The organism is Escherichia sp. TW09308 (assembly GCF_000208565.1).
Lineage (GTDB): Bacteria > Pseudomonadota > Gammaproteobacteria > Enterobacterales > Enterobacteriaceae > Escherichia > Escherichia marmotae.
The window spans coordinates 830,184-855,616 of record NZ_AEME01000001.1; the positions used below are offsets into that span (position 1 = coordinate 830,184).

A 25,433-nucleotide genomic window follows, 5' to 3' on the forward strand; every position below is an offset into this window, starting at 1 on the left:
TTTAACGCACTTAATTGTGCGGGGCTTCTTTTTGCCTGGAGAAAGTCATGCATACAGTTTCTGAAAATCAGTGCGGTAAATACGCATTACTGCTGCAACAGGCCAGAACCGAAGCACAGGCCGACGCAGCGACGCGCTTTTCTTCTCATCTTGACGCCATGATTCGCCACATCACAAAGGCGGAGTTATCCCGCGTGGAGATAGTCGAGCTGCTCAGTCAGGAGTCGGAAAAATTTCACAACATCGGATTGTCTCGCGGGGAGGTGCTTTGATGTCCTGTTCTCGTTCAGTTGTATTACTGAATAACGCCTTAAAAATCGCCGTTATGGAGAATGGCGATTTGTCTCTTATTCAACTTAGGTTTGATAAAGAAAAACGCGAAATAACTGAATCTGTTTTCGCGATTTATCAGAACGAATTAAACCTCCTGTCTGATGTGGTCAATTTACTTGTTAAACGTGCTGTATTTCACAAGCAAATTTCCTCCGTGGATGAACTGACAAAATTAACGACAGAAATCGCCCAGCTATTGCGCTGATGAATTTAAGAAACTGAACGATAAAAGGAGCTGGTAATGTCGGACAACGTAGATTTTATTCAGGAACAACAGGCTGAATTACTGGAGCGCCAGATTAACGTGGCAAGGGTAAAACATTGCGGTGCTTCTGCGCTGGTTTGCGAAGAGTGTGACGCGCCAATACCTGCTGCCCGTCGTGCGGCTTATCCGTCAGCCACGCGTTGTGTTTCCTGTCAGTCAGTCTTTGAAGCAAAAAACAAACATTACCGGAGAACGGCATGAGTATTCGTATTGAAATTGGCGAACGTTATGTCGTTACCAGTGACAGCTTTCAGTTTATTCTCCACGAGAAAAAGAGAGCTGAAAGCGGTAAAAACGCCGGTCAGGAATGGCTGGCGGTGGTTGGTTATTACCCGAAATTAAGCCAGCTCGTTTCCGGCCTGATGCATCACGATATTCTGACCGGAAGCGCAAAGTCTTTTGCTGATTTAAACGCGCAGGTTGAGCAACTCAGCAAGCGTTGTTCAGAGGCTTTTGGCTCATATGGCCGTTAAAGCCTCCGGGCGTTTTGTCCCTCCGTCAGCATTTGCCGCAGGCACCGGTAAGGCGTTTACCGGTGCTTATGCATGGAACGCGCCACGCGAGGCCGTCGGGCGCGAAAGACCCCTTACACGTGACGAGATGCGTCAGGTGCAAGGTGTTTTATCCACGATTAACCGCCTGCCTTACTTTTTGCGCTCGCTGTTTACTTCACGCTATGACTACATCCGGCGCAATAAAAGCCCGGTGCACGGGTTTTATTTCCTCACATCCACTTTTCAGCGTCGTTTATGGCCGCGCATTGAGCGTGTGAATCAGCGCCATGAAATGAACACCGACGCGTCGTTGCTGTTTCTGGCAGAGCGTGACCACTATGCGCGCCTGCCGGGAATGAATGACAAGGAGCTGAAAAAGTTTGCCGCCCGTATCTCATCACAGCTTTTCATGATGTATGAGGAACTCTGCGATGCCTGGGTGGATGCGCATGGCGAAAAAGAATCGCTGTTTACGGATGAGGCGCAGGCACATCTGTATGGTCATGTTGCTGGCGCTGCACGTGCTTTCAATATTTCCCCTCTCTACTGGAAAAAATACCGTAAAGGGCAGATGACCACGAGGCAGGCATATTCTGCCATTGCCCGTCTGTTTAACGATGAGTGGTGGATTAGTCAGCTTAAAGGCCAGCGTATGCGCTGGCATGAGGCGTTACTGATTGCTGTCGGGGAGGTCAATAAAGACCGTTCTCCTTATGCCAGTAAACATGCCATTCGTGATGTGCGTGCGCGCCGCCAGGCAAATCTGGAGTTTCTTAAATCGTGTGACCTTGAAAACAGGGAAACCGGCGAGCGCATCGACCTTATCAGTAAGGTGATGGGCAGTATTTCTAATCCTGAAATTCGCCGGATGGAGCTGATGAACACCATTGCCGGTATTGAGCGTTACGCCGCTGCAGAGGGTGATGTGGGGATGTTTATCACGCTGACCGCGCCGTCAAAGTATCACCCGACACGTCAGGTCGGAAAAGGCGAAAGTAAAACCGTGCAGCTTAATCACGGCTGGAACGATGAGGCATTTAATCCAAAGGATGCGCAGCGTTATCTCTGCCGTATCTGGAGCCTGATGCGCACGGCATTCAAGGATAATGATTTACAGGTCTACGGTTTGCGTGTCGTCGAGCCACACCACGACGGAACGCCGCACTGGCATATGATGCTTTTTTGTAATCCACGCCAGCGTAACCAGATTATCGAAATCATGCGTCGCTATGCGCTCAAAGAGGATGGCGACGAAAGAGGAGCCGCGCGAAACCGTTTTCAGGCAAAACATCTTAACCGGGGCGGTGCTGCGGGGTATATCGCGAAATACATCTCAAAAAATATCGACGGCTATGCACTGGATGGGCTGCTCGATAACGATACCGGCAGGCCGCTGAAAGATACTGCCGCGGCTGTTACCGCATGGGCGTCAACGTGGCGTATTCCGCAATTTAAAACGGTTGGCCTGCCGACAATGGGGGCTTACCGTGAACTACGCAAATTGCCTCGCGGCGTCAGCATTGCTGATGAGTTTGACGAGCGCGTCGAGGCTGCACGCGCCGCCGCAGACAGTGGTGATTTTGCGCTGTATATCAGCGCGCAGGGCGGGGCAAATGTCCCGCGCGATTGTCAGACTGTCAGGGTCGCCCGTAGTCCGTCGGATGACGTTAACGAGTACGAGGAAGAAGTCGAGAGAGTGGTCGGCATTTACGCGCCGCATCTCGGCGCGCGTCATATTCATATCACCAGAACCACGGACTGGCGCATTGTGCCGAAAGTGCCGGTCGTTGAGCCTTTGACTTTAAAAAGCGGCATCGCCGCGCCTCGGAGTCCTGTCAATAACTGTGGAAAGCTCACCGGTGGTGATACTTCGTTACCGGCTCCCACACCTTCTGAACACGCCGCAGCAGTGCTTAATCTGGTTGATGATGGTGTTATCGAATGGAATGACCCGGAGGTCGTGAGGGCGCTCAGGGGCGCATTAAAACACGACCTGAGAACACCAAACCGTCAGCAAAGAAACGGAAGCCCGTTAAAACCACATGAAATTGCACCATCGGCCAGACTGACCCGGTCGGAAAGAATGCAAATTACCCGTATCCGCGTTGACCTTGCTCAGAACGGTATCAGGCCGCAGCGATGGGAGCTTGAGGCGCTGGCGCGTGGCGCGACCGTAAATTATGACGGGAAAAAATTCACGTATCCGGTCGCTGATGAGTGGCCGGGATTCTCAACAGTAATGGAGTGGAGATGATGGCAAAAATTCACGAGGTAAAGCTGCACGCAAAATATTTCGACCTTGTGCTGGAAGGAAAGAAACGCGCAGAGTTTCGGAAAAATGACCGTAATTATGAGCACGGGGACACGTTGATTTTGCATGAATGGGTGCAGGGTGTGTATACGGGGCGAAAGGTTGAAGCCCGGATAACAGATGTTACTGACCTGTCAGACTGGCTGGAAGATTATGTCTTGCTAAGTATTGAGCTGCTTAATACAGGCGCATATGAGATTGTGAACTGGAAAGAACTTAGTGAGCGTGGTCTGGTATTCAGAATTAATCATGAAATTATGCATCAGCTCGGCCTTGCTGTTATGTATGAACCAGAGACGGGGATGTCTGGCGGGGCAATGGTTGCCACGGATGGAGCATGGAACTATTCAGATGAACAGATGGAGCGTGCACAGCAAAACGGGTGGCTTGGATAATGCACAGAATACCAGGCGAGATACCGCACCATAAAACTAAAAATATCAAGCTGATGGCTATTGTTCAGCGTTTACAGCGGATTATGGTCAACGAAAATATGACGCCCGATGAGCTGGTCGGGTGTGCCGAAATAGTCCGGGATAATTACGGGCGGTTTAATCATATCGGTCAATCAAGAGTTACGCCACCACCACGCAGACGATAGAGAACGCCGCCAGTCGTGAAACTTGTTTTCAGGGCTGGCGGGGTTGAACAACGAGCGAAGCGAGGCGTTAGTTGACAGACATATTTTTACTGCGTTGGTGCCGGTTTTTGACGGTTGAAAGGAGTTAGGTTGGAGAGCCAACAACTTACAAATATTCAAAAGTAAGCATCCTGTTGCTAACATGAGGTCGATTTTTTATGTGGATGATGCAAAAAGGATAGCTATGGATACTATAATCGCTTTTCTATCACTCGCTTTTTTCGTTGCTTTCTTCATCGGGTTAATCAAGCCATCACTGGTGCGAATGCCAAACCGCAAACGTGCAAGTGCGGTTTATCTCGGAGGAGGTTTTGTATTGAGCATAATTGGTTCAATACTCTATCCAACAGAAAAAAGCCAGCCAGTTGCTAAAACTGAAACATCAACCGTTGCAGAACACAAAGTCCAAAAAACATTCGAATATGGTGAAAAAACACTCAAGGAATATCGGAACGAGTCAAAGAAAACACGACACGATATTGTGAATAGTTACATTGATTTTAAGGAAGTTCCAGCCACCGCGTCAGATGCGTTTTATGCCTGCATGAGTGAGTATACATTTACCAAAGATGATGAGTTGAAACTCGGTGATGTTCTTGGGTGGTGCTTTAATGATTATGAAAATGACCCGAATTCACTAAACAATAAAATCAATCTTGATACATTTCAGAGTAATTTTAGTGGTTGGGATGGTTCTTATCGTCCATTGGAAAAACTAATTAAAGATAATATGAACGATGATTCATCTTATAAACATGTGTCAACGGTATATCATTTGGTTTTGAATAAAGACCCGTACGCTATTGTGAAAACTACGTTTCGCGGTACTAATGCTTATGGTGGAGTGGTTAAGCAGACTATAGCTGCGCGCGTCGACATACGAACGGGAGAGGTTGTATCAATATTAGATAATTGATTATAAGCAATGAGTGCTGAATGGTTTTCTGCACTCATATAAATATGAATTTTTTAGGTGATGTAATGGAATATCAACTGGATTTACAAGAGAATGCTATTGATAGTTTTAATGAAGCTTTAGCAAAGTATGAGTTAGGGCAGAGAGGAGAATTGCGGCAATATAAATTTGCTATCTTGCATTTGTCACATTTTCTTGAGCTGGTGTTGAAGTTATATATTGTTACAGTAGATGAAAATTTACTGTATTCCGATTGCTATAAACAAATAGCTACAAGAGCAAAGCAAGAATCAATCAGTCTTTTAGACGCATATAATAAAATTATCGAGGATGGCGTTGATTTAGGAAGGTTCATTGAAGGGAAATCTAAGCCATATACGATAACCTTAGATCAGGCACTAAACTTTGCTAAGTGTGAGAAATGCGGCATAACTGGGGTTGATTTTGTAGATATTGATTTTTGTAATGATATAGCTTGGATAAAGAATTTAAGAAATGATATTGAGCATTATCAATTCAGACTTACTCCTAAAGATGCGCGCTTGTGTATTGGACGCCTCGTCCGGGGGGGTAGCTGAGTTTATTGATATCTTCGATCTTTTTAATCTTGAAGATGAAGTCGGTGCAGATAACTTACAGATATTTCAAACTTTAGCTGATGAATACTCTCATCGGCTCTCTGAAGCCAAGAAAGAAGTTGAAGAAAGAGAGGCTGAAGCTTTTTATGGGGTTAGGCATAAATTTTATGAATTGGTCGATTGGAAAGTTTATGAATGTCCTGAGTGTTCTAACGACACAATGATTCCCTCTGATGAGTCTTCTACGGGTTACAAATGCACTTTTTGTCAGAATGAAGATAGTGATGATATTGATGTTGCTTGCGATTGTTGTGGTGCGCAGGCTCCCAGCAGCGAAATGAGCATTTGGCCAATGGATGATGGTGATGTTGAGTATCGTTGTTACTACTGTTCAGGGCAGTATCAGGCAGATAAAGACTTTTAATTTGCTGTTAACTGCTAGGGATGAAGTTAAAAATCATAGGACTCATCGTTAATTTATACTCAAATTTGTTTGATTTCTGCATTGCATACAAAAGATGCATTTTTTTGCATGCGTCAGACGTGCCTGCTCTGACAGTATATTGTCAGAGCTGGCGCGAATCTGGATTGTTCGTGCAACTGCATTAAAACCGCCCTATGAAGCGGGCGGGCGAGGCGGGGAAAGCACTGCGCGCTGGCGGTGGTGCTGATTTTATTTTTTCAGCGTCTGAGCGCGTCGTGATGGCGTTTAGATTGTGCGCCGGGGCGTTGGTGTGTCTGTGGGGTGTTTTGTGCGGTGGTGAGCGTGTGAGGGCGTGATGACGGGGTGTAAAAAAGCCGCCCGCAGGCGGCGATGTTCAGCCGTTGTCAGTGTCCAGTGAGTAGTTTTTAAAGCGGATGACCTCCTGACCGAGCCAGCCGTTTATCTCGCGGATCCTGTCCTGTAACGGGATAAGCTCATTGCGGACAAAGACCTTTGCCACTTTCTCAATATCACCCAGCGACCCGACGTTCTCCGGCTTGCCCCCCATCAACTGAAAGGGGATGCGGTGCGCGTCCAGCAGGTCAGCGGCGCTGGCTTTTTTGATATTAAAAAAATCGTCCTTTGTTGCCACTTCACTGAGGGGGATAATTTTAATGCCGTCGGCTTTCCCCTGTGGGGCATAGAGAAACAGATTTTTAAAGTTGTTGCGGCCTTTTGACTTAACCATGTTTTCGCGAAGCATTTCGATATCGTTGCGATCCTGCACGGCATCAGTGACGTACATGATATATCCGGCATGAGCACCGTTTTCGTAATACTTGCGGCGAAACAGCGTGGCCGACTCATTCAGCCAGGCAGAGTTAAGGGCGCTGAGATATTCCGGCAGGCCGTACAGCTCCTGATTAATATCCGGCTCCAGCAGGTGAAACACGGAGCCGGGCGCGAAGGCTGTCGGCTCGTTGAAGGACGGCACCCACCAGTAAACATCCTCTTCCACACCACGGCGGGTATATTTTGCCGGTGAGGTTTCCAGTCTGATGACCTTGCCGGTGGTGCTGTAACGCTTTTCCAGAAACGCATTACCGAACACCAGAAAATCCAGCACAAAGCGGCTGAAATCCTGCTGGGAAAGCCACGGATGCGGGATAAATGTCGAGGCCAGAATATTACGTTTGACGTAAATCGGGGAGCTGTGATGCACGGCAGCACGCAGGCTTTTTGCCAGACCGGTAAAGCTGACCGGTGGCTCATACCATCTGCCGTTACTGATGCACTCGACGTAATCCAGAATGTCACGGCGATCGAGTACCGGCACCGGCTCACCAAAGGTGAATGCCTCCATTTTCGGGGCGCTGGCGGTCATTGTTTTTGCCGCTGGTCGCGGTGTTTTCCCTTTTTTCTTGCTCATCAGTAAAACTCCAGAATGGTGGATGTCAGCGGAGTGCTGATACCGGCGGTGAGTGGCTCATTTAACAGGGCGTGCATGGTCGCCCAGGCGAGGTCGGCGTGGCTGGCTTCCTCGCTGCGGCTGGCCTCATAGGTGGCGCTGCGTCCGCTGCTGGTCATGGTCTTGCGGATAGCCATAAACGAGCTGGTGATGTCGGTGGCGCTGACGTCATATTCCAGACAGCCACGGCGGATGACGTCTTTTGCCTTGAGCACCATTGCGGTTTTCATTTCCGGCGTGTAGCGGATGTCGCGCGCGGCGGGATAGAACGAGCGCACGAGCTGGAACACGCCGACACCGAGGCCGGTGGCATCAATACCGATGTATTCGACGTTGTATTTTTCGGTGAGTTTGCGGATGGATTCAGCCTGAGTGGCAAAGTCCATGCCTTTCCACTGGTGACGCTCAAGTATTCTGAATTTGCCACCGGCCACCACCGGCGGTGCCAGCACCACGCATCCGGCGCTGTCGCCACGGTGTGACGGGTCGTAACCAATCCATACCGGGCGGGAGCCGAACGGATTCGCGGCAAACGGCGCATAGTCTTCCCATTCTTCCAGCGTGTCGACCATGCAGCGTTGCAGCTCCTCGAACGGGAACACCGATGCCTTGTCGTCAACAAATTCACACATGAACAGGTTTTTAAAATCGTCGGCGCTGTTTTCGCGTTTGAGCTGCTCAATGTCGAACAACGTGCAGCCACCTTTCAGGGCGTCCTCAATGGTGACAATCTGCCGCCACTGGCCGTCCGCACAGAGAAGACCACCGGCAAGGGCGTTATGACTGACGTCGATTTCCACGCGTTCGGCGGCGCTGGCGCGTCCCCGGTTAAACAGTTCACCCGACCAGAACGAGTAGGCGTCGTGCGCCAGCGTGGACGGGGTGGAGAAATAGGTCGAGCGCAGGTGACTCTGTGAGGCCATACCTGATGCCACCTTACGCAGTACCTGAAAATTCGGGATCCAGAAAATCTCGTCGACGTACAGGTCGCCGTTATGGCTCTGCGCGGTGTTGGAGTTGGTGCCGAGAAAAATCAGTTTTGCGCCGTTATTGCCCAGGACAATCGGGTCACCGGTCAGGTCAACGTCAACCAGACGGGCAAAGGCGATGATGTATTCACGGAACACATACGCCTGCGTTTTACTGGCCGACAGAAAAATCTGGTTATGACCGGTTTTCAGGGCACGCAGCAGCGCCTCGCGGGAAAAATAAAACGTTGCGCCAATCTGGCGGGATTTCAGGATATCGCGGATGCGGTGCTCAAGCCCGGCGCGATACCAGTGCAACTGATATTCGAAAGACTGCTCAAAGAAAATCTGCTCCAGCTTTTCGATGGCCTCGTCACTGAAAAATTCTTTTTCGGTTTGCGCCGCCCGCCTTTGTTGCGGTTAGCGACGTTCGGATTAAGGTCTGCCTCGTTGCCGGTCTGGCTGTAGCGATTTACCCGTGCCAGTCGTTCAATCTGGCGTCCCAGCAGGTCAATTTCCTTGAAGTCACCGCCGGTTTTCTGCGGTTTGATGATGAGCTGGGTCAGCCGCGCTTCCAGGCTCATTTCGACACGGCTGATGGGGGCAACGCTGTCCCAGCCGTCGCGCTGTTTCCAGCTCTGCACCGTCGGGCGTTTCATCTGCAACATGGCGGCAATCTGCGGCACGGAAAATCCCTGCCAGTACAGCAGCGCCGCCTGACGACGCGGGTCGTGTAAAAGAGTGGTGTCTGTGGTGATGGTCATGAATACCTCGCCGTGATGAATACACGGCAAGGCTACTGAGTCGCGCCCCGCGATTCGCTAAGGTGCTGTTGTGTCAGTGATAAGCCATCCGGGACTGATGGCGGAGGATGCGCATCGTCGGGAAACTGATGCCGACATGTGACTCCTCTAATCACTATTCAGGACTCCTGACAATGGCAAAAAAAGTCTCAAAATTCTTTCGTATCGGCGTTGAGGGTGACACCTGTGACGGGCGTGTCATCAGTGCGCAGGATATTCAGGAAATGGCCGAAACCTTTGACCCGCGTGTCTATGGTTGCCGCATTAACCTGGAACATCTGCGCGGCATCCTGCCTGACGGTATTTTTAAACGTTATGGCGATGTGGCCGAACTGAAGGCCGAAAAGATTGACGATGATTCGGCGCTGAAAGGCAAATGGGCGCTGTTTGCGAAAATCACCCCGACCGATGACCTTATCGCGATGAACAAGGCCGCGCAGAAGGTCTATACCTCAATGGAAATTCAGCCGAACTTTGCCAATACAGGCAAATGTTATCTGGTGGGTCTGGCCGTCACCGATGACCCGGCAAGCCTCGGCACGGAATACCTGGAATTCTGCCGCACGGCAAAACACAACCCTCTGAACCGCTTCAAATTAAGCCCTGAAAACCTGATTTCAGTGGCAACGCCTGTTGAGCTGGAATTTGAAGACCTGCCTGAAACCGTGTTCACCGCCCTGACCGAAAAGGTGAAATCCATTTTTGGCCGCAAACAGGCCAGCGATGACGCCCGTCTGAATGACGTGCATGAAGCGGTGACCGCTGTCGCTGAGCATGTGCAGGAAAAACTGAGCGCCACTGAGCAGCGCCTTGCTGAGATGGAAACCGCCTTTTCCGCACTTAAGCAGGATGTGACTGACAGGGCGGATGAAACCAGTCAGGCATTCACCCGCCTGAAAAACAGTCTCGACCACACCGAAAGTCTGACCCAGCAGCGCCGCAGCAAAGCCACCGGCGGTGGCGGTGACGCTCTGATGACGAACTGCTGACCGGCGTCAGTCAGTCCGGGAAAACCTTCACGATTAACCCTTAATTTCAGGAAAAACTATGCGCCAGGAAACCCGCTTTAAATTTAATGCCTACCTGTCCCGTGTTGCCGAACTGAACGGCATCGACGCCGGTGATGTGTCGAAAAAATTCACCGTTGAACCGTCGGTCACCCAGACCCTGATGAACACCATGCAGGAGTCCTCTGATTTTCTGACCCGCATCAACATTGTGCCGGTCAGCGAAATGAAAGGGGAAAAAATTGGTATTGGTGTCACCGGCTCCATCGCCAGCACCACCGACACCGCCGGTGGCACCGAGCGTCAGCCGAAGGACTTCTCGAAGCTGGCGTCAAACAAGTACGAATGCGACCAGATTAACTTCGATTTTTATATTCGCTACAAAACGCTGGATCTGTGGGCGCGTTATCAGGATTTCCAGCTCCGTATCCGTAACGCCATTATCAAACGCCAGTCCCTTGATTTCATCATGGCCGGTTTTAACGGCGTGAAGCGTGCCGAAACCTCTGACCGCAGCAGTAATCCGATGCTGCAGGATGTGGCGGTCGGCTGGCTGCAGAAATACCGCAATGAAGCACCGGCGCGCGTGATGAGCAAGGTCACTGACGAGGAAGGGCACACCACCTCTGAGGTTATCCGCGTGGGTAAGGGCGGTGATTATGCCAGCCTTGACGCACTGGTGATGGATGCGACCAACAACCTGATTGAACCGTGGTATCAGGAAGACCCTGACCTTGTGGTGATTGTGGGGCGTCAGCTACTGGCGGACAAATATTTCCCCATCGTCAACAAGGAGCAGGACAACAGCGAAATGCTGGCCGCTGACGTCATCATCAGCCAGAAACGCATCGGTAATCTGCCCGCGGTACGTGTTCCGTACTTCCCGGCGGATGCGATGCTCATCACGAAGCTGGAAAACCTGTCCATCTACTACATGGATGACAGCCATCGCCGCGTGATTGAGGAAAACCCGAAACTCGACCGCGTGGAGAACTACGAGTCAATGAACATTGATTACGTGGTGGAAGACTACGCCGCCGGTTGTCTGGTGGAAAAAATTAAGGTCGGTGATTTCTCCACACCGGCTAAGGCGACCGCAGAGCCGGGAGCGTAACCGATGACGAGTCCCGCACAGCGCCACATGATGCGGGTCTCGGCAGCGATGACCGCGCAGCGGGAAGCCGCCCCGCTGCGACATGCAACTGTCTATGAGCAGATGCTGGTTAAGCTCGCCGCAGACCAGCGCACACTGAAAGCGATTTATTCAAAAGAGCTGAAGGCCGCGAAAAAACGCGAATTGCTGCCGTTCTGGTTGCCGTGGGTGAACGGCGTTCTGGAGCAGGGTAAAGGTGCACAGGATGACATTCTGATGACTGTCATGCTGTGGCGTCTGGATACCGGCGATATTGCCGGTGCGCTGGAGATTGCCCGTTATGCCCTGAAGTACGGTCTGACCATGCCGGGTAAACACCGCCGCACCCCGCCGTACATGTTCACCGAGGAAGTGGCACTCGCGGCCATGCGCGCTCACGCTGCCGGTGAGTCTGTGGATACCCGCCTGCTGACGGAGACCCTTGCACTGACCGCCACGGCTGACATGCCTGATGAAGTGCGCGCAAAGCTGCACAAAATCACCGGTCTGTTTCTGCGTGACGGTGGTGATGCCGCAGGGGCGCTGGCGCATCTGCAACGTGCGACACAGCTCGACTGTCAGGCAGGCGTCAAAAAAGAGATTGAACGACTGGAGCGGGAGCTGAAACCGAAGCCGGAGCCGCAGCCAAAAGCGGCCACCCGTACCCCGCGTAAGACCCGGAGCGTGACACCGGCAAAACGTGGACGCCCGAAAAAGAAAGCCAGTTAACAACCGAATGCGCCCCGCGCCAGGGCGGCACGCCGGTCAGTGACGGTGAATCACCTGACACTGCACCGGCGTCCACCGCCCGACTTTTCAGAGGTAGTCATGATGACGCTGATTATTCCGCGAAAGGAGGCTCCCGTGTCCGGTGAGGGTACGGTGGTCATCCCGCAACCGGCAGGCGACGAGCCGGTGATTAAAAACACGTTCTTTTTCCCCGATATCGACCCGAAGCGCGTCCGGGAACGTATGCGCCTTGAGCAGACCGTCGCCCCCGCTCGTCTGCGTGAGGCCATCAAGTCAGGAATGGCTGAAACGAATGCGGAGCTGTACGAGTACCGCGAACAGAAAATTGCCGCCGGTTTTACGCGTCTGGCGGACGTCCCGGCGGACGATATCGACGGTGAAAGCATCAAAGTTTTTTACTACGAGCGCGCCGTGTGTGCGATGGCGACCGCGTCGCTTTATGAGCGTTATCGCGGCGTGGATGCCAGTGCGAAAGGCGACAAGAAGGCTGACAGCATTGACAGCACCATTGATGAGCTGTGGCGGGATATGCGCTGGGCGGTGGCGCGTATCCAGGACAAGCCGCGCTGCATCGTGAGTCAAATCTGATGAAGACCTTTGCGCTACAGGGCGACACGCTCGACGCCATTTGTGTCCGGTATTACGGGCGCACTGAGGGCGTGGTCGAAGCCGTGCTCGCCGCAAATCCGGGACTGGCTGAACTGGGTGCGGTGCTGCCACACGGCACCGCCGTCGAACTGCCCGACGTTCAGACCGCGCCCGTGGCTGAAACTGTCAATCTGTGGGAGTAACGCATGACAGCAGAAGAAAAAAGCGTCCTGTCGCTTTTCATGATTGGGGTGCTGATTGTTGTCGGCAAGGTGCTTGCCGGTGGTGAACCCATCACCCCGCGTCTGTTTATCGGACGCATGTTGCTCGGTGGTTTTGTCTCGATGGTTGCCGGTGTTGTTCTGGTGCAGTTTCCTGACCTGTCACTGCCTGCGGTGTGCGGCATCGGCTCCATGCTGGGTATCGCCGGTTATCAGGTGATTGAGATTGCCATTCAGCGTCGTTTTAAGGGCAGGGGGAAACCGTAATGCCGGTAATTAACACGCACCAGAATATCGCTGCCTTTCTCGACATGCTGGCGGTGTCCGAAGGGACGGCGAATCATCCGCTGACGAAAAACCGTGGCTATGACGTGATAGTCACCGGACTGGACGGGACGCCGGAAATCTTCACCGACTACAGTGACCACCCGTTCGCACATGGCCGACCGGCGAAGGTGTTTAACCGTCGCGGTGAAAAATCCACGGCCTCCGGGCGCTATCAGCAGCTTTACCTGTTCTGGCCGCATTACCGCAAACAGCTTGCCCTGCCGGATTTCAGTCCGTTGTCACAGGACAGACTCGCCATTCAGTTGATCCGCGAACGCGGTGCACTGGATGACATCCGGGCGGGACGCATTGAGCGCGCCATTTCACGCTGTCGCAATATCTGGGCGTCCCTGCCGGGTGCCGGTTACGGTCAGCGTGAGCATTCACTGGAAAAACTGGTCACCGTCTGGCGTACCGCTGGCGGCGTACCGGCTTAAACGGAGTAAACACCATGAAGAAATTATCCCTTTCACTGATGCTGAACGTGTCGCTGGCGCTGATGCTGGCACTGTCCCTGATTTACCCGCAGAGCGTGGCCGTCAATTTTGTCGCCACCTGGGCGATTCTGGCGACGGTTATCTGTGTGGTTGCCGGTGGTGTCGGCGTGTATGCCACTGAGTATGTGCTGGAACGCTACGGGCGGGAGCTGCCGCCGGAATCGCTGGCCGTGAAGATTGTCACGTCGCTGTTTTTGCAGCCGGTGCCGTGGCGCAGGCGGGCAGCGGCTCTGGTGGTGATGGTGGCGACGTTTATCTTGCTGGTCGCTGCCGGGTGGATTTTTACCGCGCTGATTTATCTTGTGGCGTCGCTGTTTTTCCGGCTGATACGTAAAGCCTGTCGTCAGCGTCTTGAGGGACGGGAACCATGTCAAAGCTGATGATTGTGCTGGTCGTGTTGTTATCGCTGGCGGTGGCCGGTCTGTTTCTGGTGAAACACAAAAATGCCAGCCTGCGCGCCTCGCTGGACAGGGCGAACAACGTCGCCAGTGGGCAGCAGACGACCATCACCATGCTGAAAAATCAGCTTCATGTTGCGCTCACCAGGGCAGAAAAAAACGAGCTGGCGCAGGTGGCACTGCGTCAGGAACTGGAGAACGCCGCGAAGCGTGAAGCACAGCGCGAGAAAACCATCACGAGGTTACTTAATGAAAACGAGGATTTTCGCCGCTGGTATGGCGCTGACCTGCCTGATGCTGTGCGCCGGTTGCACCAGCGTCCGGCCTGCACCGACGCCAGTGATTGTCGCCAACGCCTGCCCGAAAGTGAGTCTTTGCCCGATGCCGGGCAGTGACCCGGAGACGAACGGCGATTTAAGTGCCGATATCCGGCAGCTTGAGAACGCGCTGGCACGTTGTGCCAGCCAGGTAAAAATGATTAAACACTGTCAGGACGAAAACGATGCTCAAACCCGACAGCCTGCGCAGGGCGCTGACTGATGCCGTCACGGTGCTGAAAACTAACCCCGATATGCTGCGGATATTCGTGGATAACGGGAGTATTGCCTCCACACTGGCGGCGTCGTTGTCATTCGAAAAGCGTTACACGCTCAATGTCATTGTGACCGACTTTACCGGTGATTTTGACCTGCTCATCGTGCCGGTGCTGGCGTGGCTGCGGGAAAATCAGCCCGACATCATGACCACCGACGCAGGCCAGAAAAAGGGCTTCACGTTTTATGCAGACATCAACAATGACAGCAGCTTTGATATCAGCATCAGCCTGATGCTGACCGAGCGCACGCTGGTCAGTGAGGTGGACGGCGCACTGCATGTGAAGAATATTCCGGAACCCCCGCCGCCGGAGCCGGTCACCCGCCCGATGGAGCTGTATATCAATGGCGAACTGGTGAGCAAGTGGGATGAATGAGTTTAAGCGTTTTGAAGACCGGCTGACCGGACTTATTGAGTCGCTGTCACCGTCAGGGCGTCGGCGGCTGAGTGCAGAGCTGGCGAAGCGTCTGCGGCAGAGTCAGCAGCGTCGGGTGATGGCACAGAAAGCCCCGGACGGCACACCCTACGCGCCACGCCAGCAGCAGAGCGCCAGAAAAAAGACCGGTCGCGTTAAGCGAAAAATGTTTGCGAAACTTATCACCAGTCGTTTTTTGCATATCCGCGCCAGCCCGGAACAGGCATCAATGGAATTTTACGGCGGGAAGTCGCCGAAAATCGCCAGTGTGCATCAGTTCGGTCTGTCGGAAGAAACCCGGAAAGACGGTAAGAAAATTGATTATCCGGCGCGTCCTCTGCTCGGCTTTACCGGTGAGGATGTGCAGATGATTGAAGAGATTATCCTGGCTCATCTCGACCGTTAGTTGTGCCATTCCCGACACCTCATCGTCACATTGCCGCCGGTATGACCCGGCGGCATCCTTCCCGTTATGAACACTCTCGCAAATATTCAGGAACTCGCGCGCGCACTGCGCAACATGATCCGCTCCGGCATTATCGTCGAAACCGACCTTAATGCCGGTCGCTGCCGTGTGCAGACCGGCGGCATGTGCACCGACTGGCTTCAGTGGCTGACCCATCGCGCCGGACGTTCGCGCACATGGTGGGCACCTTCCGTGGGGGAACAGGTGCTGATTCTGGCCGTGGGCGGTGAACTCGACACGGCGTTCGTTCTGCCGGGGATTTATTCCGGCGATAACCCCGCACCGTCTGCGTCGGCGGATGCCCTGCATATCCGTTTCCCTGACGGGGCGGTGATTGAGTATGAACCTGAAACCAGTGTACTCACGGTAAGCGGAATTAAAACGGCCAGCGTGACGGCTTCTGATTCTGTTACTGCCACGGTGCCGGTGGTCACGGTGAAAGCATCAACCCGCGTCACCCTGGACACACCGGAAGTGGTCTGCACTAACAAGCTGACTACCGGCACGCTGGAAGTGCAGAAGGGCGGGACGATGCGCGGCAACATTGAACACACCGGCGGTGAACTCTCATCAAACGGTAAGGTACTGCATACCCATAAACACCCCGGCGACAGCGGCGGCACAACCGGGAGTCCTCTATGACAGCGCGTTATCTCGGAATGAATCGCAGTGATGGCCTGACTGTCACTGACCTTGAACATATCAGCCAGAGTATCGGCGATATCCTGCGCACACCGGTCGGCTCACGGGTGATGCGTCGTGATTACGGCTCGTTGCTGGCGTCAATGATTGACCAGCCGCAGACTCCGGCGCTTGAGTTGCAGATTAAGGTCGCCTGTTACATGGCAGTGCTGAAATGGGAACCCCGCGTCACCCTGTCATCCGTCACCACTGAGCGCAGTTTTGACGGGCGAATGACGGTCACGTTAACCGGCCAGCACAACGACACCGGCCAGCCACTTTCGTTAACCATCCCTGTGAGTTGAAACCATGCCGATTATCGACCTGAACCAGCTACCCGCACCGGATGTGGTCGAGGAGCTGGACTTTGAAACCATTCTTGCCGAACGCAAGGCGACACTGATTTCCCTTTACCCGGAAGACCAGCAGGAGGCGGTCGCCCGTACCCTGACACTGGAATCCGAGCCTCTCGTCAAACTGCTGGAGGAAAATGCTTATCGCGAGCTTATCTGGCGTCAGCGTGTGAATGAGGCCGCACGGGCGGTGATGCTGGCCTGTGCCGCCGGTAATGACCTTGATGTGATTGGTGCCAATTACAACACCACGCGCCTGATTATCACCCCGGCAGATGATTCGACCATCCCGCCGACACCGGCAGTGATGGAGTCTGACACCGATTATCGTCTGCGTATTCAGCAGGCGTTTGAGGGCTTAAGCGTCGCCGGGTCGGTGGGAGCCTATCAGTATCATGGTCGCAGTGCCGACGGGCGTATCGCGGATATCTCTGTCACCAGTCCGTCTCCGGCCTGCGTCACCATCTCCGTGCTGTCACGTGAAAATAACGGTGTCGCATCCGAAGACCTGCTGGCCGTGGTGCGTAACGCCCTGAATGGCGAGGACGTCAGACCGGTGGCCGACCGCGTGACCGTGCAGTCTGCCGCCATCGTTGAATACCAGATAAACGCCACGCTTTACCTTTACCCTGGCCCCGAAAGCGAACCCATTCGCGCTGCCGCCGTGAAAAAACTGGAAGCGTATATCACGGCACAGCACCGGCTGGGGCGCGACATCCGTCTGTCTGCCATTTATGCCGCTTTGCATGTGGAAGGCGTGCAGCGTGTCGAACTGACTGCACCGCTGGCCGACATCGTGCTCAACAGTACGCAGGCGTCTTTCTGTACCGAATACCGCGTCGTGACCGGAGGCTCGGATGAGTGATTCGCGCCTGCTGCCGACCGGCTCATCACCGCTTGAAATTGCTGCCGCAAAAGCCTGTGCGGAAATTGAAAAAACGCCGGTCAGTATTCGTGAGCTGTGGAACCCGGACACCTGTCCGGCAAATCTGCTGCCGTGGCTGGCGTGGGCGTTTTCGGTCGACAGGTGGGATGAAAAGTGGCCGGAAGCGACAAAACGCGCCGTTATTCGCGATGCCTATTTCATTCATTGTCATAAAGGCACTGTCGGCGCAATCCGACGCGTGGTGGAGCCGCTCGGCTATCTCATCAACGTGACGGAGTGGTGGGAAAACAATGACCCGCCCGGCACTTTCCGGCTCGATATTGGTGTACTGGAAAGCGGCATCACAGAGGAAATGTATCTGGAAATGGAACGGCTGATTGCCGATGCCAAACCCGCAAGTCGCCACCTTATCGGCCTGAACATTATCCAGGACATTCCCGGCTATCTGTTCGCCGGTGGTGTGGCTTATGACGGCGATGTAATTACGGTTTACCCCGGATAAGTGAGGAATAATGAGCACAAAATTCAGAACCGTTATCACCACTGCCGGTGCAGCAAAGCTGGCAGCGGCAACCGCACCGGGAGGGCGGAAGGTCAACATTACCACGATGGCCGTCGGGGATGGCGGTGGTAAATTGCCTGTCCCGGATGCCGGACAGACCGGGCTTATTCATGAAGTCTGGCGACATGCGCTGAACAAAATCAGCCAGGACAAACGAAACAGTAATTATATTATTGCAGAGCTGGTTATTCCGCCGGAGGTGGGCGGTTTCTGGATGCGTGAGCTTGGCCTGTACGATGATGCGGGAACGTTAATTGCTGTGGCGAACATGGCCGAAAGTTATAAGCCCGCTCTTGCCGAAGGCTCAGGGCGTTCGCAGACCTGCCGCATGGTCATCATCGTCAGCAGTGTGGCCTCAGTGGATCTGACCATCGACACCACAACGGTGATGGCGACGCAGGATTACGTTGATGACAAAATTGCAGAGCACGAACAGTCACGACGCCACCCGGACGCCTCACTGACTGCAAAAGGTTTTACTCAGTTAAGCAGCGCGACCAATAGTGAATCTGAAACGCTGGCTGCAACGCCGAAAGCGGTTAAGGCAGCGTATGACCTTGCTAACGGAAAATATACCGCTCAGGACGCCAGCACGGGGCGAAAAGGTCTTGTTCAGCTAAGTAGTGCCATCAACAGCGAATCAGAGACGCTCGCAGCAACGCCAAAGGCAGTTAAGACAGCATATGACCTTGCTAATGGCAAATACACCGCACAGGACGCCACCACAGCGCGAAAAGGTCTTGTCCAGCTCAGTAGCGCCACCAACAGCGATTCTGAAACGCTTGCGGCAACGCCAAAGGCGGTTAAGACAGCGTATGACCTTGCTAACGGGAAATACACTGCACAGGATGCCACCACGGCGCGGAAAGGTCTTGTTCAGCTCAGTAGTGCCATCAACAGCGATTCTGAAACGCTGGCTGCAACGCCAAAAGCGGTGAAGTCTGCCTATGATAATGCTGAAAAACGTCTTCAGAAAGATAAGAACGGTGCGGATATTCCGGGAAAGGATACTTTCACGAAAAATATTGGTGCCTGTCGTGCTTATAGCGGCGCTTTGAGCACCGAAGGTGGAGACTGGACTACAGCCCAGTTTATTGAGTGGCTTGATTCGGTAGGTGCTTTTAATCACCCATACTGGATGTGTAAAGGCTCCTGGTCATATGCCAATAATAAACTTATTACCGATACTGGCTGTGGCAATATTCATCTTGCTGGCGCTGTTATTGAGGTAATGGGCATAAAGTCTGCAATGACTATTCGTATTACCACACCAACAACATCAAGCGGTGGGGGCGCTACAAGCGCGCAATTTACTTATATTAACCACGGGGACAACTATGCTCCTGGCTGGCGGCGTGACTGGAACCGTTACGGCGATTCTATGTCTGGAACTATTAATCAGGATAGTGGAAGCCAGAATGCCTATATGTCTACGGCCTTATGTTCCGGCACCAGAGGCGGCAAAAAATATCTCAGAAAGTTTCGTGGTGGAGAAGGAGACACTATCTGGCATGAAACAGTACAGGGCGGGGTAATTCGCTGGGCGACAGGTAATACTGATGCTCAGGAAGAATTATCACTCAGCTCTGCTTATGGTCTTCGTTCAAGAGGTGAAATTACATCGCTCAGTGCTAATGGTCTGCGCATTGCTTATGGCAATTATGGATTCTTTATCAGGAATGATGGCGGCAGCACATATTTAATGCTGACGGCCTCTGGCGATAAATTTGGAACATGGAACGGTTTAAGACCGCTGACTATCAATAACGCCAATGGCGGAGTGTCAATGGGGCATGGCCTGAGTGTTACTGGACGTGTTAACCCATCAGATTACGGAAATTTTGATTCCCGCTATGTGAAAGATGTTCGCCTGGGTACGCGTGTTGTTCAGACCATGCAAAAAGGCGTGATGTATGAGAAATCAGGCCATGTAATTACAGGGCTTGGCATTGTCGGCGAAGTTGATGGCGATGATCCGGCAGTATTCAGACCAATACAAAAATACATTAATGGCACATGGTATAACGTCGCACAGGTGTAATTTATGCAGCATTTAAAAAATATTACTGCGGGTAATCCCAAAACTGTTGCCCAATATCAACTGACAAAAAATTTTGATGTTATCTGGTTATGGTCTGAAGACGGAAAAAACTGGTATGAGGAAGTAAGTAATTTTCAGGAAGACACGATAAAGATTGTTTACGACGAGAATAATATAATTGTCGGTATCACCAGAGATGCTTCAACGCTTAACCCTGAAGGTTTTAGCGTTGCCGAGGTTCCTGATATTACCGCCAACCGACGTGCTGATGACTCAGGTAAATGGATGTTTAAGGATGGTGCCGTGATTAAGCGGATTTATACGGCAGACGAACAGCAGCAACTGGCAGAATCACAAAAGGCAACTTTACTTTCCGAAGCTGAATCCGTGATTTTGCCGCTGGAGCGCGCTGTCAGGCTGAATATGGCAACAGATGAGGAGCGCCGCCGACTGGAAGCATGGGAACGCTACAGCGTTCTGGTCAGTCGTGTGGATCCTGCAAATCCTGAATGGCCGGAAATGCCGCAATAAACACAAGGCGGGCTTATTGTCCGCTTTTTCTTTATCGGTGGTTGTGCTGTCGATTAGCCAACCGGGACAAATAGCCTGATATCTCCGGCACAACTGAAAATACCACTCACCCATTAACCACGGAGTTAAACGGATGAGTGACTATCATCACGGCGTGCAGGTGCTGGAGATTAACGACGGCACCCGCGTCATTTCCACCGTATCCACGGCCATTGTCGGCATGGTCTGCACAGCCAGCGATGCGGATGCGGAAACCTTCCCCCTCAATAAACCGGTGCTGATTACCAATGTGCAGAGCGCAATTGCAAAGGCCGGTAAAAAAGGCACGCTGGCGGCATCGTTGCAGGCCATCGCCGACCAGTCAAAACCGGTCACCGTTGTCGTGCGTGTGGAAGACGGCACCGGCGACGACGAGGAAACGAAACTCGCGCAGACCGTTTCCAATATCATCGGCACCACCGACGAAAACGGTCAGTACACCGGACTGAAAGCCCTGCTGGCGGCGGAGTCGGTAACCGGTGTTAAACCGCGTATTCTCGGCGTGCCGGGACTGGACACCAAAGAGGTGGCTGTTGCACTGGCATCAGTCTGTCAGAAGTTGCGCGCTTTCGGGTATATCAGCGCATGGGGCTGTAAAACCATTTCCGAGGTGAAAGCCTACCGCCAGAATTTCAGCCAGCGTGAGCTAATGGTCATCTGGCCGGATTTCCTCGCATGGGATACGGTCAGCAGCACCACCGCCACCGCGTATGCCACCGCCCGTGCGCTGGGTCTGCGCGCTAAAATCGACCAGGAGCAGGGCTGGCATAAAACGCTGTCCAACGTCGGGGTAAACGGTGTTACCGGCATCAGTGCGTCCGTATTCTGGGATTTGCAGGAGTCCGGCACCGATGCTGACCTGTTGAACGAGTCAGGCGTCACAACGCTGATTCGCCGTGACGGTTTCCGCTTCTGGGGTAACCGTACCTGCTCTGATGACCCGCTGTTCCTCTTTGAAAACTACACCCGCACCGCGCAGGTGCTGGCCGACACGATGGCTGAGGCGCACATGTGGGCGGTGGACAAGCCCATCACCGCAACGCTGATTCGCGACATCGTTGACGGCATCAATGCCAAATTCCGTGAGCTGAAAACAAACGGCTATATCGTGGATGCGACCTGCTGGTTCAGCGAAGAATCCAACGATGCGGAAACCCTCAAGGCCGGAAAACTGTATATCGACTACGACTATACCCCGGTGCCTCCTCTCGAAAACCTGACCCTGCGCCAGCGTATCACCGATAAATACCTGGCAAATCTGGTCACCTCGGTTAACAGCAATTAAGGAGCCTGACCGATGGCAATGCCGCGCAAACTCAAATACATGAATGTCTTTCTGAACGGCTACAGCTATCAGGGCGTTGCAAATTCCGTCACGCTGCCAAAACTGACCCGTAAGCTCGAAAATTATCGCGGTGCGGGAATGAACGGCAGCGCACCGGTAGACCTCGGCCTTGATGATGATGCGCTGTCAATGGAGTGGTCGCTCGGTGGATTCCCGGATTCGGTTATCTGGGAGCTTTACGCTGCAACCAGTGCTGATGCCGTACCGATTCGTTTTGCTGGTTCTTACCAGCGCGACGATACCGGCGAAACGGTGGCCGTCGAAGTGGTCATGCGTGGGCGTCAGAAAGAAGTCGACACCGGAGAGGGTAAACAGGGAGAGGATACCGAATCGAAACTCCCGGTGATTTGTACTTATTTCAAGTTGACGATGGACGGTAAGGAGCTGGTCGAAATCGACACCATCAACATGATTGAGAAGGTGAACGGCGTCGACCGGCTGGAGCAACACCGCCGTAATATCGGCCTGTGATTTTCATACGGTCAGCCAGGCTGACCGGTTAACCCTGATTCAGAAGTGAGAAAACCATGAACAAAGAAAATGTCATTACCCTGGAAAATCCGGTCAAACGTGGTGAGCAGGTTATCGAACAGGTCACGCTGATGAAACCCAATGCCGGGACGCTGCGCGGTGTCAGTCTGGCTGCGGTTGCAAACTCCGAAGTCGATGCACTGATTAAGGTGCTGCCGCGCATGACGGCACCGATGCTGACCGAGCAGGAAGTCGCCGCGCTGGAACTGCCTGACCTTGTGGCGCTGGCCGGTAAGGTGGTCGGTTTTTTGTCGCCGAACTCGGTGCAGTGACGTTTCCGAAAAATCTCTCGGTCGATGACCTGATGGCGGATGTGGCAGTGATATTTCACTGGCCGCCATCAGAACTGTATCCCATGAGCCTGACCGAACTCATCACATGGCGCGAAAAGGCGCTCCGGCGAAGCGGAAACACGAATGAGTAACAATGTAAAATTACAGGTATTGCTCAGGGCTGTTGACCAGGCATCCCGCCCGTTTAAATCCATCCGTACAGCGAGTAAGTCGCTGTCGGGGGATATCCGGGACACACAAAAATCACTGCGCGAGCTGAACGGTCAGGCATCCCGTATTGAGGGATTTCGCAAGACCAGTGCACAGCTCGCCGTGACTGGTCAGGAACTGAAAAAAGCCAGACAGGAAGCCGCAGATCTGGCTGTCCAGTTTAAAAATACTGAACGACCGACAAATGCACAGGCAAAGGCAATGGAAGCCGCGCGTAAAAATGCGTCTGAGTTACAGGCGAAATATAACAGCCTGAGATTGTCGGTACAGCGCCAGCGTCAGGAATTGAGTCAGGCGGGTATTAATACCCGTAATCTGGCGCATGATGAACGAGGGCTGAAAAACCGTATCAGTGAAACCACCGCACAGCTTAACCGGCAGCGTGACGCGCTGGCGCGTGTCAGTGCACAACAGGCAAAACTTAATGCAGTAAAACAGCGTTATCAGGCCGGAAAGGAACTGGCCGGAAATATGGCCTCGGTGGGCGCTGCTGGTGTGGGGATTGCGGCGGCGGGAACGATGGCCGGAGTTAAGCTGCTGATGCCCGGTTATGAGTTTGCGCAGAAAAACTCAGAATTGCAGGCCGTGCTCGGTGTGGCAAAAGATTCCGCCGAAATGGCCGCGCTACGTAAACAGGCGCGCCAGCTCGGCGACAACACAGCCGCCTCGGCGGATGATGCGGCCGGTGCGCAGATTATCATTGCGAAAGCGGGTGGAGATGCTGCGGCTATTCAGGCGGCAACGCCGGTCACGCTGAATATGGCACTGGCGAATCAGCGGTCGATGGAAGAAAACGCGCAACTGTTGCTGGGGACTAAGGCATCCTTTCAACTGTCAAATGATGATGTCAGCCATGTGGGCGACGTGTTGTCGGCAACGATGAATAAGTCGGCGGCTGATTTTCAGGGACTCAGTGATGCACTGACTTACCTCGGGCCGGTTGCGAGGACGGCAGGTGTAAGTCTTGAGCAGGCAGCAGCCATGACAGGTGTGCTGCATGACAATAACATCAGGGGGTCAATGGCGGGGACGGGTAGCAGTGCCGTTGTCACCCGATTACAGGCACCGACTGGAAAAGCATGGGATGCACTCAAAGAGCTTGGCGTTAAAACCTCGGACAAAAAGGGAAATATGCGTCCGTTGTTCACCATTCTGAAAGAGATTCAGGCCAGCTTTGATAAACACAAGCTGGGAACGTCTCAGAAGGGGGAATACCTTAAAACCATTTTTGGTGAGGAAGCCCTGAAATCAGCGAACGTTTTACTGGCAGCGGCAGCAAGCGGAAAACTGGATACGCTGACCGCCACGCTGAAAGCCTCGGACGGTAAAACGGAAGAGCTGGTTAAAATCATGCAGGATAACCTCGGCGGTGACTTTAAGGAGTTTCAGTCCGCTTATGAGGCGGTGGGGACTGACCTGTTTGACCAGCAGGAAGGCGCACTGCGTAAGCTCACTCAGACGGCCACAAAGTATGTGTTAAAACTCGACGGCTGGATCCAGAAAAACAAATCACTGGCGTCAACCATCGGCCTCATTGTCGGTGGCGCGCTGGCGCTTATTGGCATCATCGGTGCCATTGGTCTTGTAGCCTGGCCGGTTATCACCGGCATCAATGCCATCATCGCGGCAGCAGGCGCAATGGGGGCAATCTTCACGACGGTTGGTAGTGCCGTTATGACGGCCATCGGGGCGATTAGCTGGCCGGTTGTGGCCGTGGTGGCCGCCATTGTCGCCGGGGCGTTGCTTATCCGTAAATACTGGGAGCCTGTCAGCGCATTCTTTGGCGGTGTGGTTGAAGGGCTGAAAGCGGCATTTGCGCCGGTGGGGGAACTGTTCACGCCACTTAAGCCGGTGTTTGACTGGCTGGGCGAAAAGTTACAGGCCGCGTGGCAGTGGTTTAAAAACCTGATTGCCCCGGTCAAAGTCACCCAGGACACCCTGAACCGTTGCCGTGACACGGGCGTCATGTTCGGGCAGGCACTGGCTGACGCGCTGATGCTGCCGCTTAATGCGTTCAACAAACTGCGCAGTGGTATTGACTGGGTACTGGAAAAACTCGGTGTCATCAACAAAGAGTCAGACACACTTGACCAGACCGCCGCCAGAACTCAAGCCGCCACGTATGGCACCGGTGGTTATATTCCGGCGACCAGCTCTTATGCAGGCTATCAGGCTTATCAGCCGGTCACGGCACCGGCTGGCCGCTCTTATGTAGACCAGAGTAAAAACGAATATCACATCAGCCTGACGGGGGGTACTGCGCCGGGGACACAGCTTGACCGCCAGTTACAGGATGCGCTCGAAAAATACGAGCGGGATAAACGTGCGCGCGCCCGTGCCAGCATGATGCATGACGGTTAAGGAGG

Annotated in this window: 33 protein-coding genes and 2 pseudogenes; 33 read left to right on the forward strand and 2 right to left on the reverse strand. The window is 53.2% G+C overall.

The features are described 5' to 3' along the window. The first annotated feature begins 47 nt into the window (after window positions 1-47). From ESM_RS0104135 to ESM_RS1000000128895, 10 genes and pseudogenes are all read left to right on the forward strand, one after another. Complete coding sequence (locus ESM_RS0104135; RefSeq protein WP_000557703.1) at window positions 48-272, forward strand: DUF2732 family protein; 225 nt, start codon at window positions 48-50, stop codon at window positions 270-272. Next, a pseudogene (locus tag ESM_RS01000000124035) lies at window positions 272-575 on the forward strand (DUF5405 family protein). The gene ESM_RS0104135 and the pseudogene ESM_RS01000000124035 overlap by 1 nt, the downstream one beginning before the upstream one ends. Next, window positions 575-799 carry a TraR/DksA C4-type zinc finger protein gene (locus ESM_RS0104145; RefSeq protein ID WP_001283062.1) on the forward strand — a complete coding sequence of 75 codons (225 nt, stop codon included), beginning with the start codon at window positions 575-577 and terminating at the stop codon, window positions 797-799. Before ESM_RS01000000124035 ends, ESM_RS0104145 begins: the two are co-directional and overlap by 1 nt. Next, window positions 796-1,071, forward strand: a complete 276-nt coding sequence (locus tag ESM_RS0104150) for a DUF5405 family protein (RefSeq protein WP_000027664.1) — start codon at window positions 796-798, stop codon at window positions 1,069-1,071. Before ESM_RS0104145 ends, ESM_RS0104150 begins: the two co-directional genes overlap by 4 nt. Next, window positions 1,061-3,346: a replication endonuclease gene (locus ESM_RS0104155; protein WP_000268581.1), complete on the forward strand. Its 2,286-nt coding sequence runs from the start codon at window positions 1,061-1,063 to the stop codon at window positions 3,344-3,346. The genes ESM_RS0104150 and ESM_RS0104155 overlap by 11 nt, the downstream gene beginning before the upstream one ends. Further along, entirely contained in the window at window positions 3,346-3,798 is a 453-nt protein-coding gene (locus ESM_RS0104160; protein WP_004099442.1) for a DUF3850 domain-containing protein, read from the forward strand. The genes ESM_RS0104155 and ESM_RS0104160 overlap by 1 nt, the downstream gene beginning before the upstream one ends. Continuing rightward, window positions 3,798-4,004: a hypothetical protein gene (locus ESM_RS1000000129025; RefSeq protein ID WP_010376529.1), complete on the forward strand. Its 207-nt coding sequence runs from the start codon at window positions 3,798-3,800 to the stop codon at window positions 4,002-4,004. Before ESM_RS0104160 ends, ESM_RS1000000129025 begins: the two co-directional genes overlap by 1 nt. A gap of 223 nt (window positions 4,005-4,227) precedes the next feature. Then, window positions 4,228-4,959 (forward strand): hypothetical protein, encoded by a 732-nt coding sequence (locus ESM_RS0104165; RefSeq protein WP_000379685.1) that lies wholly within the window; start codon window positions 4,228-4,230, stop codon window positions 4,957-4,959. Between the two features lie 65 nt (window positions 4,960-5,024). Further along, on the forward strand, window positions 5,025-5,537 hold the full coding sequence (locus tag ESM_RS1000000128890; RefSeq protein ID WP_202799032.1) for a hypothetical protein: 513 nt from the start codon (window positions 5,025-5,027) through the stop codon (window positions 5,535-5,537). Beyond that, window positions 5,509-5,961 carry a hypothetical protein gene (locus ESM_RS1000000128895; RefSeq protein ID WP_000340109.1) on the forward strand — a complete coding sequence of 151 codons (453 nt, stop codon included), beginning with the start codon at window positions 5,509-5,511 and terminating at the stop codon, window positions 5,959-5,961. The genes ESM_RS1000000128890 and ESM_RS1000000128895 overlap by 29 nt, the downstream gene beginning before the upstream one ends. Before the next feature lie 394 nt (window positions 5,962-6,355). Here the strand turns inward: ESM_RS1000000128895 and ESM_RS0104180 are convergent, their stop codons facing one another. Together ESM_RS0104180 and ESM_RS0104185 are read right to left on the reverse strand one after the other, a co-directional pair. After that, on the reverse strand, window positions 6,356-7,390 hold the full coding sequence (locus ESM_RS0104180) for a phage portal protein (RefSeq protein ID WP_000038199.1): 1,035 nt from the start codon (window positions 7,388-7,390) through the stop codon (window positions 6,356-6,358). After that, window positions 7,390-9,161, reverse strand: a pseudogene (locus ESM_RS0104185) (terminase ATPase subunit family protein). The gene ESM_RS0104180 and the pseudogene ESM_RS0104185 overlap by 1 nt, the downstream one beginning before the upstream one ends. 173 nt (window positions 9,162-9,334) lie before the next feature. Between ESM_RS0104185 and ESM_RS0104195 the strand changes: the two are divergent. From ESM_RS0104195 to ESM_RS0104300, 23 genes are all read left to right on the forward strand, one after another. Then, window positions 9,335-10,189 carry a GPO family capsid scaffolding protein gene (locus ESM_RS0104195; protein ID WP_001085948.1) on the forward strand — a complete coding sequence of 285 codons (855 nt, stop codon included), beginning with the start codon at window positions 9,335-9,337 and terminating at the stop codon, window positions 10,187-10,189. Between the two features lie 58 nt (window positions 10,190-10,247). Further along, window positions 10,248-11,321, forward strand: coding sequence for a phage major capsid protein, P2 family (locus ESM_RS0104200; protein ID WP_001248553.1), 1,074 nt, complete (start codon window positions 10,248-10,250; stop codon window positions 11,319-11,321). A 3-nt stretch (window positions 11,322-11,324) separates the two neighbouring features. Further along, a complete protein-coding gene (locus ESM_RS0104205) occupies window positions 11,325-12,068 on the forward strand; it encodes a phage terminase small subunit (RefSeq protein WP_000203452.1) in 744 nt (247 codons plus the stop codon). 99 nt (window positions 12,069-12,167) lie between these two features. Next, on the forward strand, window positions 12,168-12,677 hold the full coding sequence (locus ESM_RS0104210) for a head completion/stabilization protein (protein ID WP_000988633.1): 510 nt from the start codon (window positions 12,168-12,170) through the stop codon (window positions 12,675-12,677). Beyond that, complete coding sequence (locus ESM_RS0104215; protein ID WP_000846399.1) at window positions 12,677-12,880, forward strand: tail protein X; 204 nt, start codon at window positions 12,677-12,679, stop codon at window positions 12,878-12,880. Before ESM_RS0104210 ends, ESM_RS0104215 begins: the two co-directional genes overlap by 1 nt. A 3-nt stretch (window positions 12,881-12,883) precedes the next feature. Further along, window positions 12,884-13,165: a phage holin family protein gene (locus ESM_RS0104220; RefSeq protein ID WP_000123123.1), complete on the forward strand. Its 282-nt coding sequence runs from the start codon at window positions 12,884-12,886 to the stop codon at window positions 13,163-13,165. Continuing rightward, window positions 13,165-13,662: a glycoside hydrolase family 24 protein gene (locus ESM_RS0104225; RefSeq protein ID WP_001144114.1), complete on the forward strand. Its 498-nt coding sequence runs from the start codon at window positions 13,165-13,167 to the stop codon at window positions 13,660-13,662. Before ESM_RS0104220 ends, ESM_RS0104225 begins: the two co-directional genes overlap by 1 nt. Window positions 13,663-13,676: 14 nt before the next feature. Continuing rightward, window positions 13,677-14,102: a DNZ54_00345 family protein gene (locus ESM_RS0104230; protein WP_000736579.1), complete on the forward strand. Its 426-nt coding sequence runs from the start codon at window positions 13,677-13,679 to the stop codon at window positions 14,100-14,102. Beyond that, on the forward strand, window positions 14,090-14,515 hold the full coding sequence (lysB, locus tag ESM_RS0104235; RefSeq protein ID WP_000040665.1) for an Rz-like lysis system protein LysB: 426 nt from the start codon (window positions 14,090-14,092) through the stop codon (window positions 14,513-14,515). The genes ESM_RS0104230 and lysB overlap by 13 nt, the downstream gene beginning before the upstream one ends. Then, a complete protein-coding gene (gene lysC, locus ESM_RS1000000129030) occupies window positions 14,397-14,660 on the forward strand; it encodes an Rz1-like lysis system protein LysC (protein WP_229456580.1) in 264 nt (87 codons plus the stop codon). The genes lysB and lysC overlap by 119 nt, the downstream gene beginning before the upstream one ends. After that, window positions 14,623-15,090, forward strand: coding sequence for a phage tail protein (locus tag ESM_RS0104240; RefSeq protein ID WP_000917141.1), 468 nt, complete (start codon window positions 14,623-14,625; stop codon window positions 15,088-15,090). The genes lysC and ESM_RS0104240 overlap by 38 nt, the downstream gene beginning before the upstream one ends. Further along, window positions 15,083-15,535: a phage virion morphogenesis protein gene (locus tag ESM_RS0104245; RefSeq protein ID WP_001001786.1), complete on the forward strand. Its 453-nt coding sequence runs from the start codon at window positions 15,083-15,085 to the stop codon at window positions 15,533-15,535. The genes ESM_RS0104240 and ESM_RS0104245 overlap by 8 nt, the downstream gene beginning before the upstream one ends. 66 nt (window positions 15,536-15,601) lie before the next feature. After that, entirely contained in the window at window positions 15,602-16,237 is a 636-nt protein-coding gene (locus tag ESM_RS0104250) for a phage baseplate assembly protein V (RefSeq protein WP_001093695.1), read from the forward strand. Beyond that, window positions 16,234-16,581, forward strand: coding sequence for a GPW/gp25 family protein (locus ESM_RS0104255; RefSeq protein ID WP_000127164.1), 348 nt, complete (start codon window positions 16,234-16,236; stop codon window positions 16,579-16,581). Before ESM_RS0104250 ends, ESM_RS0104255 begins: the two co-directional genes overlap by 4 nt. A gap of 4 nt (window positions 16,582-16,585) precedes the next feature. Then, window positions 16,586-17,494 (forward strand): baseplate assembly protein, encoded by a 909-nt coding sequence (locus ESM_RS0104260; RefSeq protein ID WP_001121469.1) that lies wholly within the window; start codon window positions 16,586-16,588, stop codon window positions 17,492-17,494. Next, window positions 17,487-18,017: a phage tail protein I gene (locus tag ESM_RS0104265; RefSeq protein WP_001285310.1), complete on the forward strand. Its 531-nt coding sequence runs from the start codon at window positions 17,487-17,489 to the stop codon at window positions 18,015-18,017. The genes ESM_RS0104260 and ESM_RS0104265 overlap by 8 nt, the downstream gene beginning before the upstream one ends. Before the next feature lie 10 nt (window positions 18,018-18,027). Beyond that, window positions 18,028-20,118 carry a tail fiber protein gene (locus tag ESM_RS0104270; protein ID WP_000104725.1) on the forward strand — a complete coding sequence of 697 codons (2,091 nt, stop codon included), beginning with the start codon at window positions 18,028-18,030 and terminating at the stop codon, window positions 20,116-20,118. Window positions 20,119-20,121: 3 nt separating this feature from the next. Further along, window positions 20,122-20,649 (forward strand): tail fiber assembly protein, encoded by a 528-nt coding sequence (locus ESM_RS0104275; protein WP_001164145.1) that lies wholly within the window; start codon window positions 20,122-20,124, stop codon window positions 20,647-20,649. A 133-nt stretch (window positions 20,650-20,782) separates the two neighbouring features. Then, complete coding sequence (locus ESM_RS0104280; protein WP_001286709.1) at window positions 20,783-21,973, forward strand: phage tail sheath protein; 1,191 nt, start codon at window positions 20,783-20,785, stop codon at window positions 21,971-21,973. 12 nt (window positions 21,974-21,985) lie between these two features. Next, window positions 21,986-22,504, forward strand: a complete 519-nt coding sequence (locus ESM_RS0104285; protein WP_001251417.1) for a phage major tail tube protein — start codon at window positions 21,986-21,988, stop codon at window positions 22,502-22,504. 56 nt (window positions 22,505-22,560) lie between these two features. Then, window positions 22,561-22,836 (forward strand): phage tail assembly protein, encoded by a 276-nt coding sequence (locus ESM_RS0104290; protein ID WP_001031312.1) that lies wholly within the window; start codon window positions 22,561-22,563, stop codon window positions 22,834-22,836. Beyond that, window positions 22,833-22,988 carry a GpE family phage tail protein gene (locus ESM_RS0104295; RefSeq protein ID WP_000143830.1) on the forward strand — a complete coding sequence of 52 codons (156 nt, stop codon included), beginning with the start codon at window positions 22,833-22,835 and terminating at the stop codon, window positions 22,986-22,988. The genes ESM_RS0104290 and ESM_RS0104295 overlap by 4 nt, the downstream gene beginning before the upstream one ends. Beyond that, window positions 22,981-25,428, forward strand: coding sequence for a phage tail tape measure protein (locus ESM_RS0104300; protein WP_000069921.1), 2,448 nt, complete (start codon window positions 22,981-22,983; stop codon window positions 25,426-25,428). The genes ESM_RS0104295 and ESM_RS0104300 overlap by 8 nt, the downstream gene beginning before the upstream one ends. The last annotated feature ends 5 nt before the right edge of the window (window positions 25,429-25,433 follow it).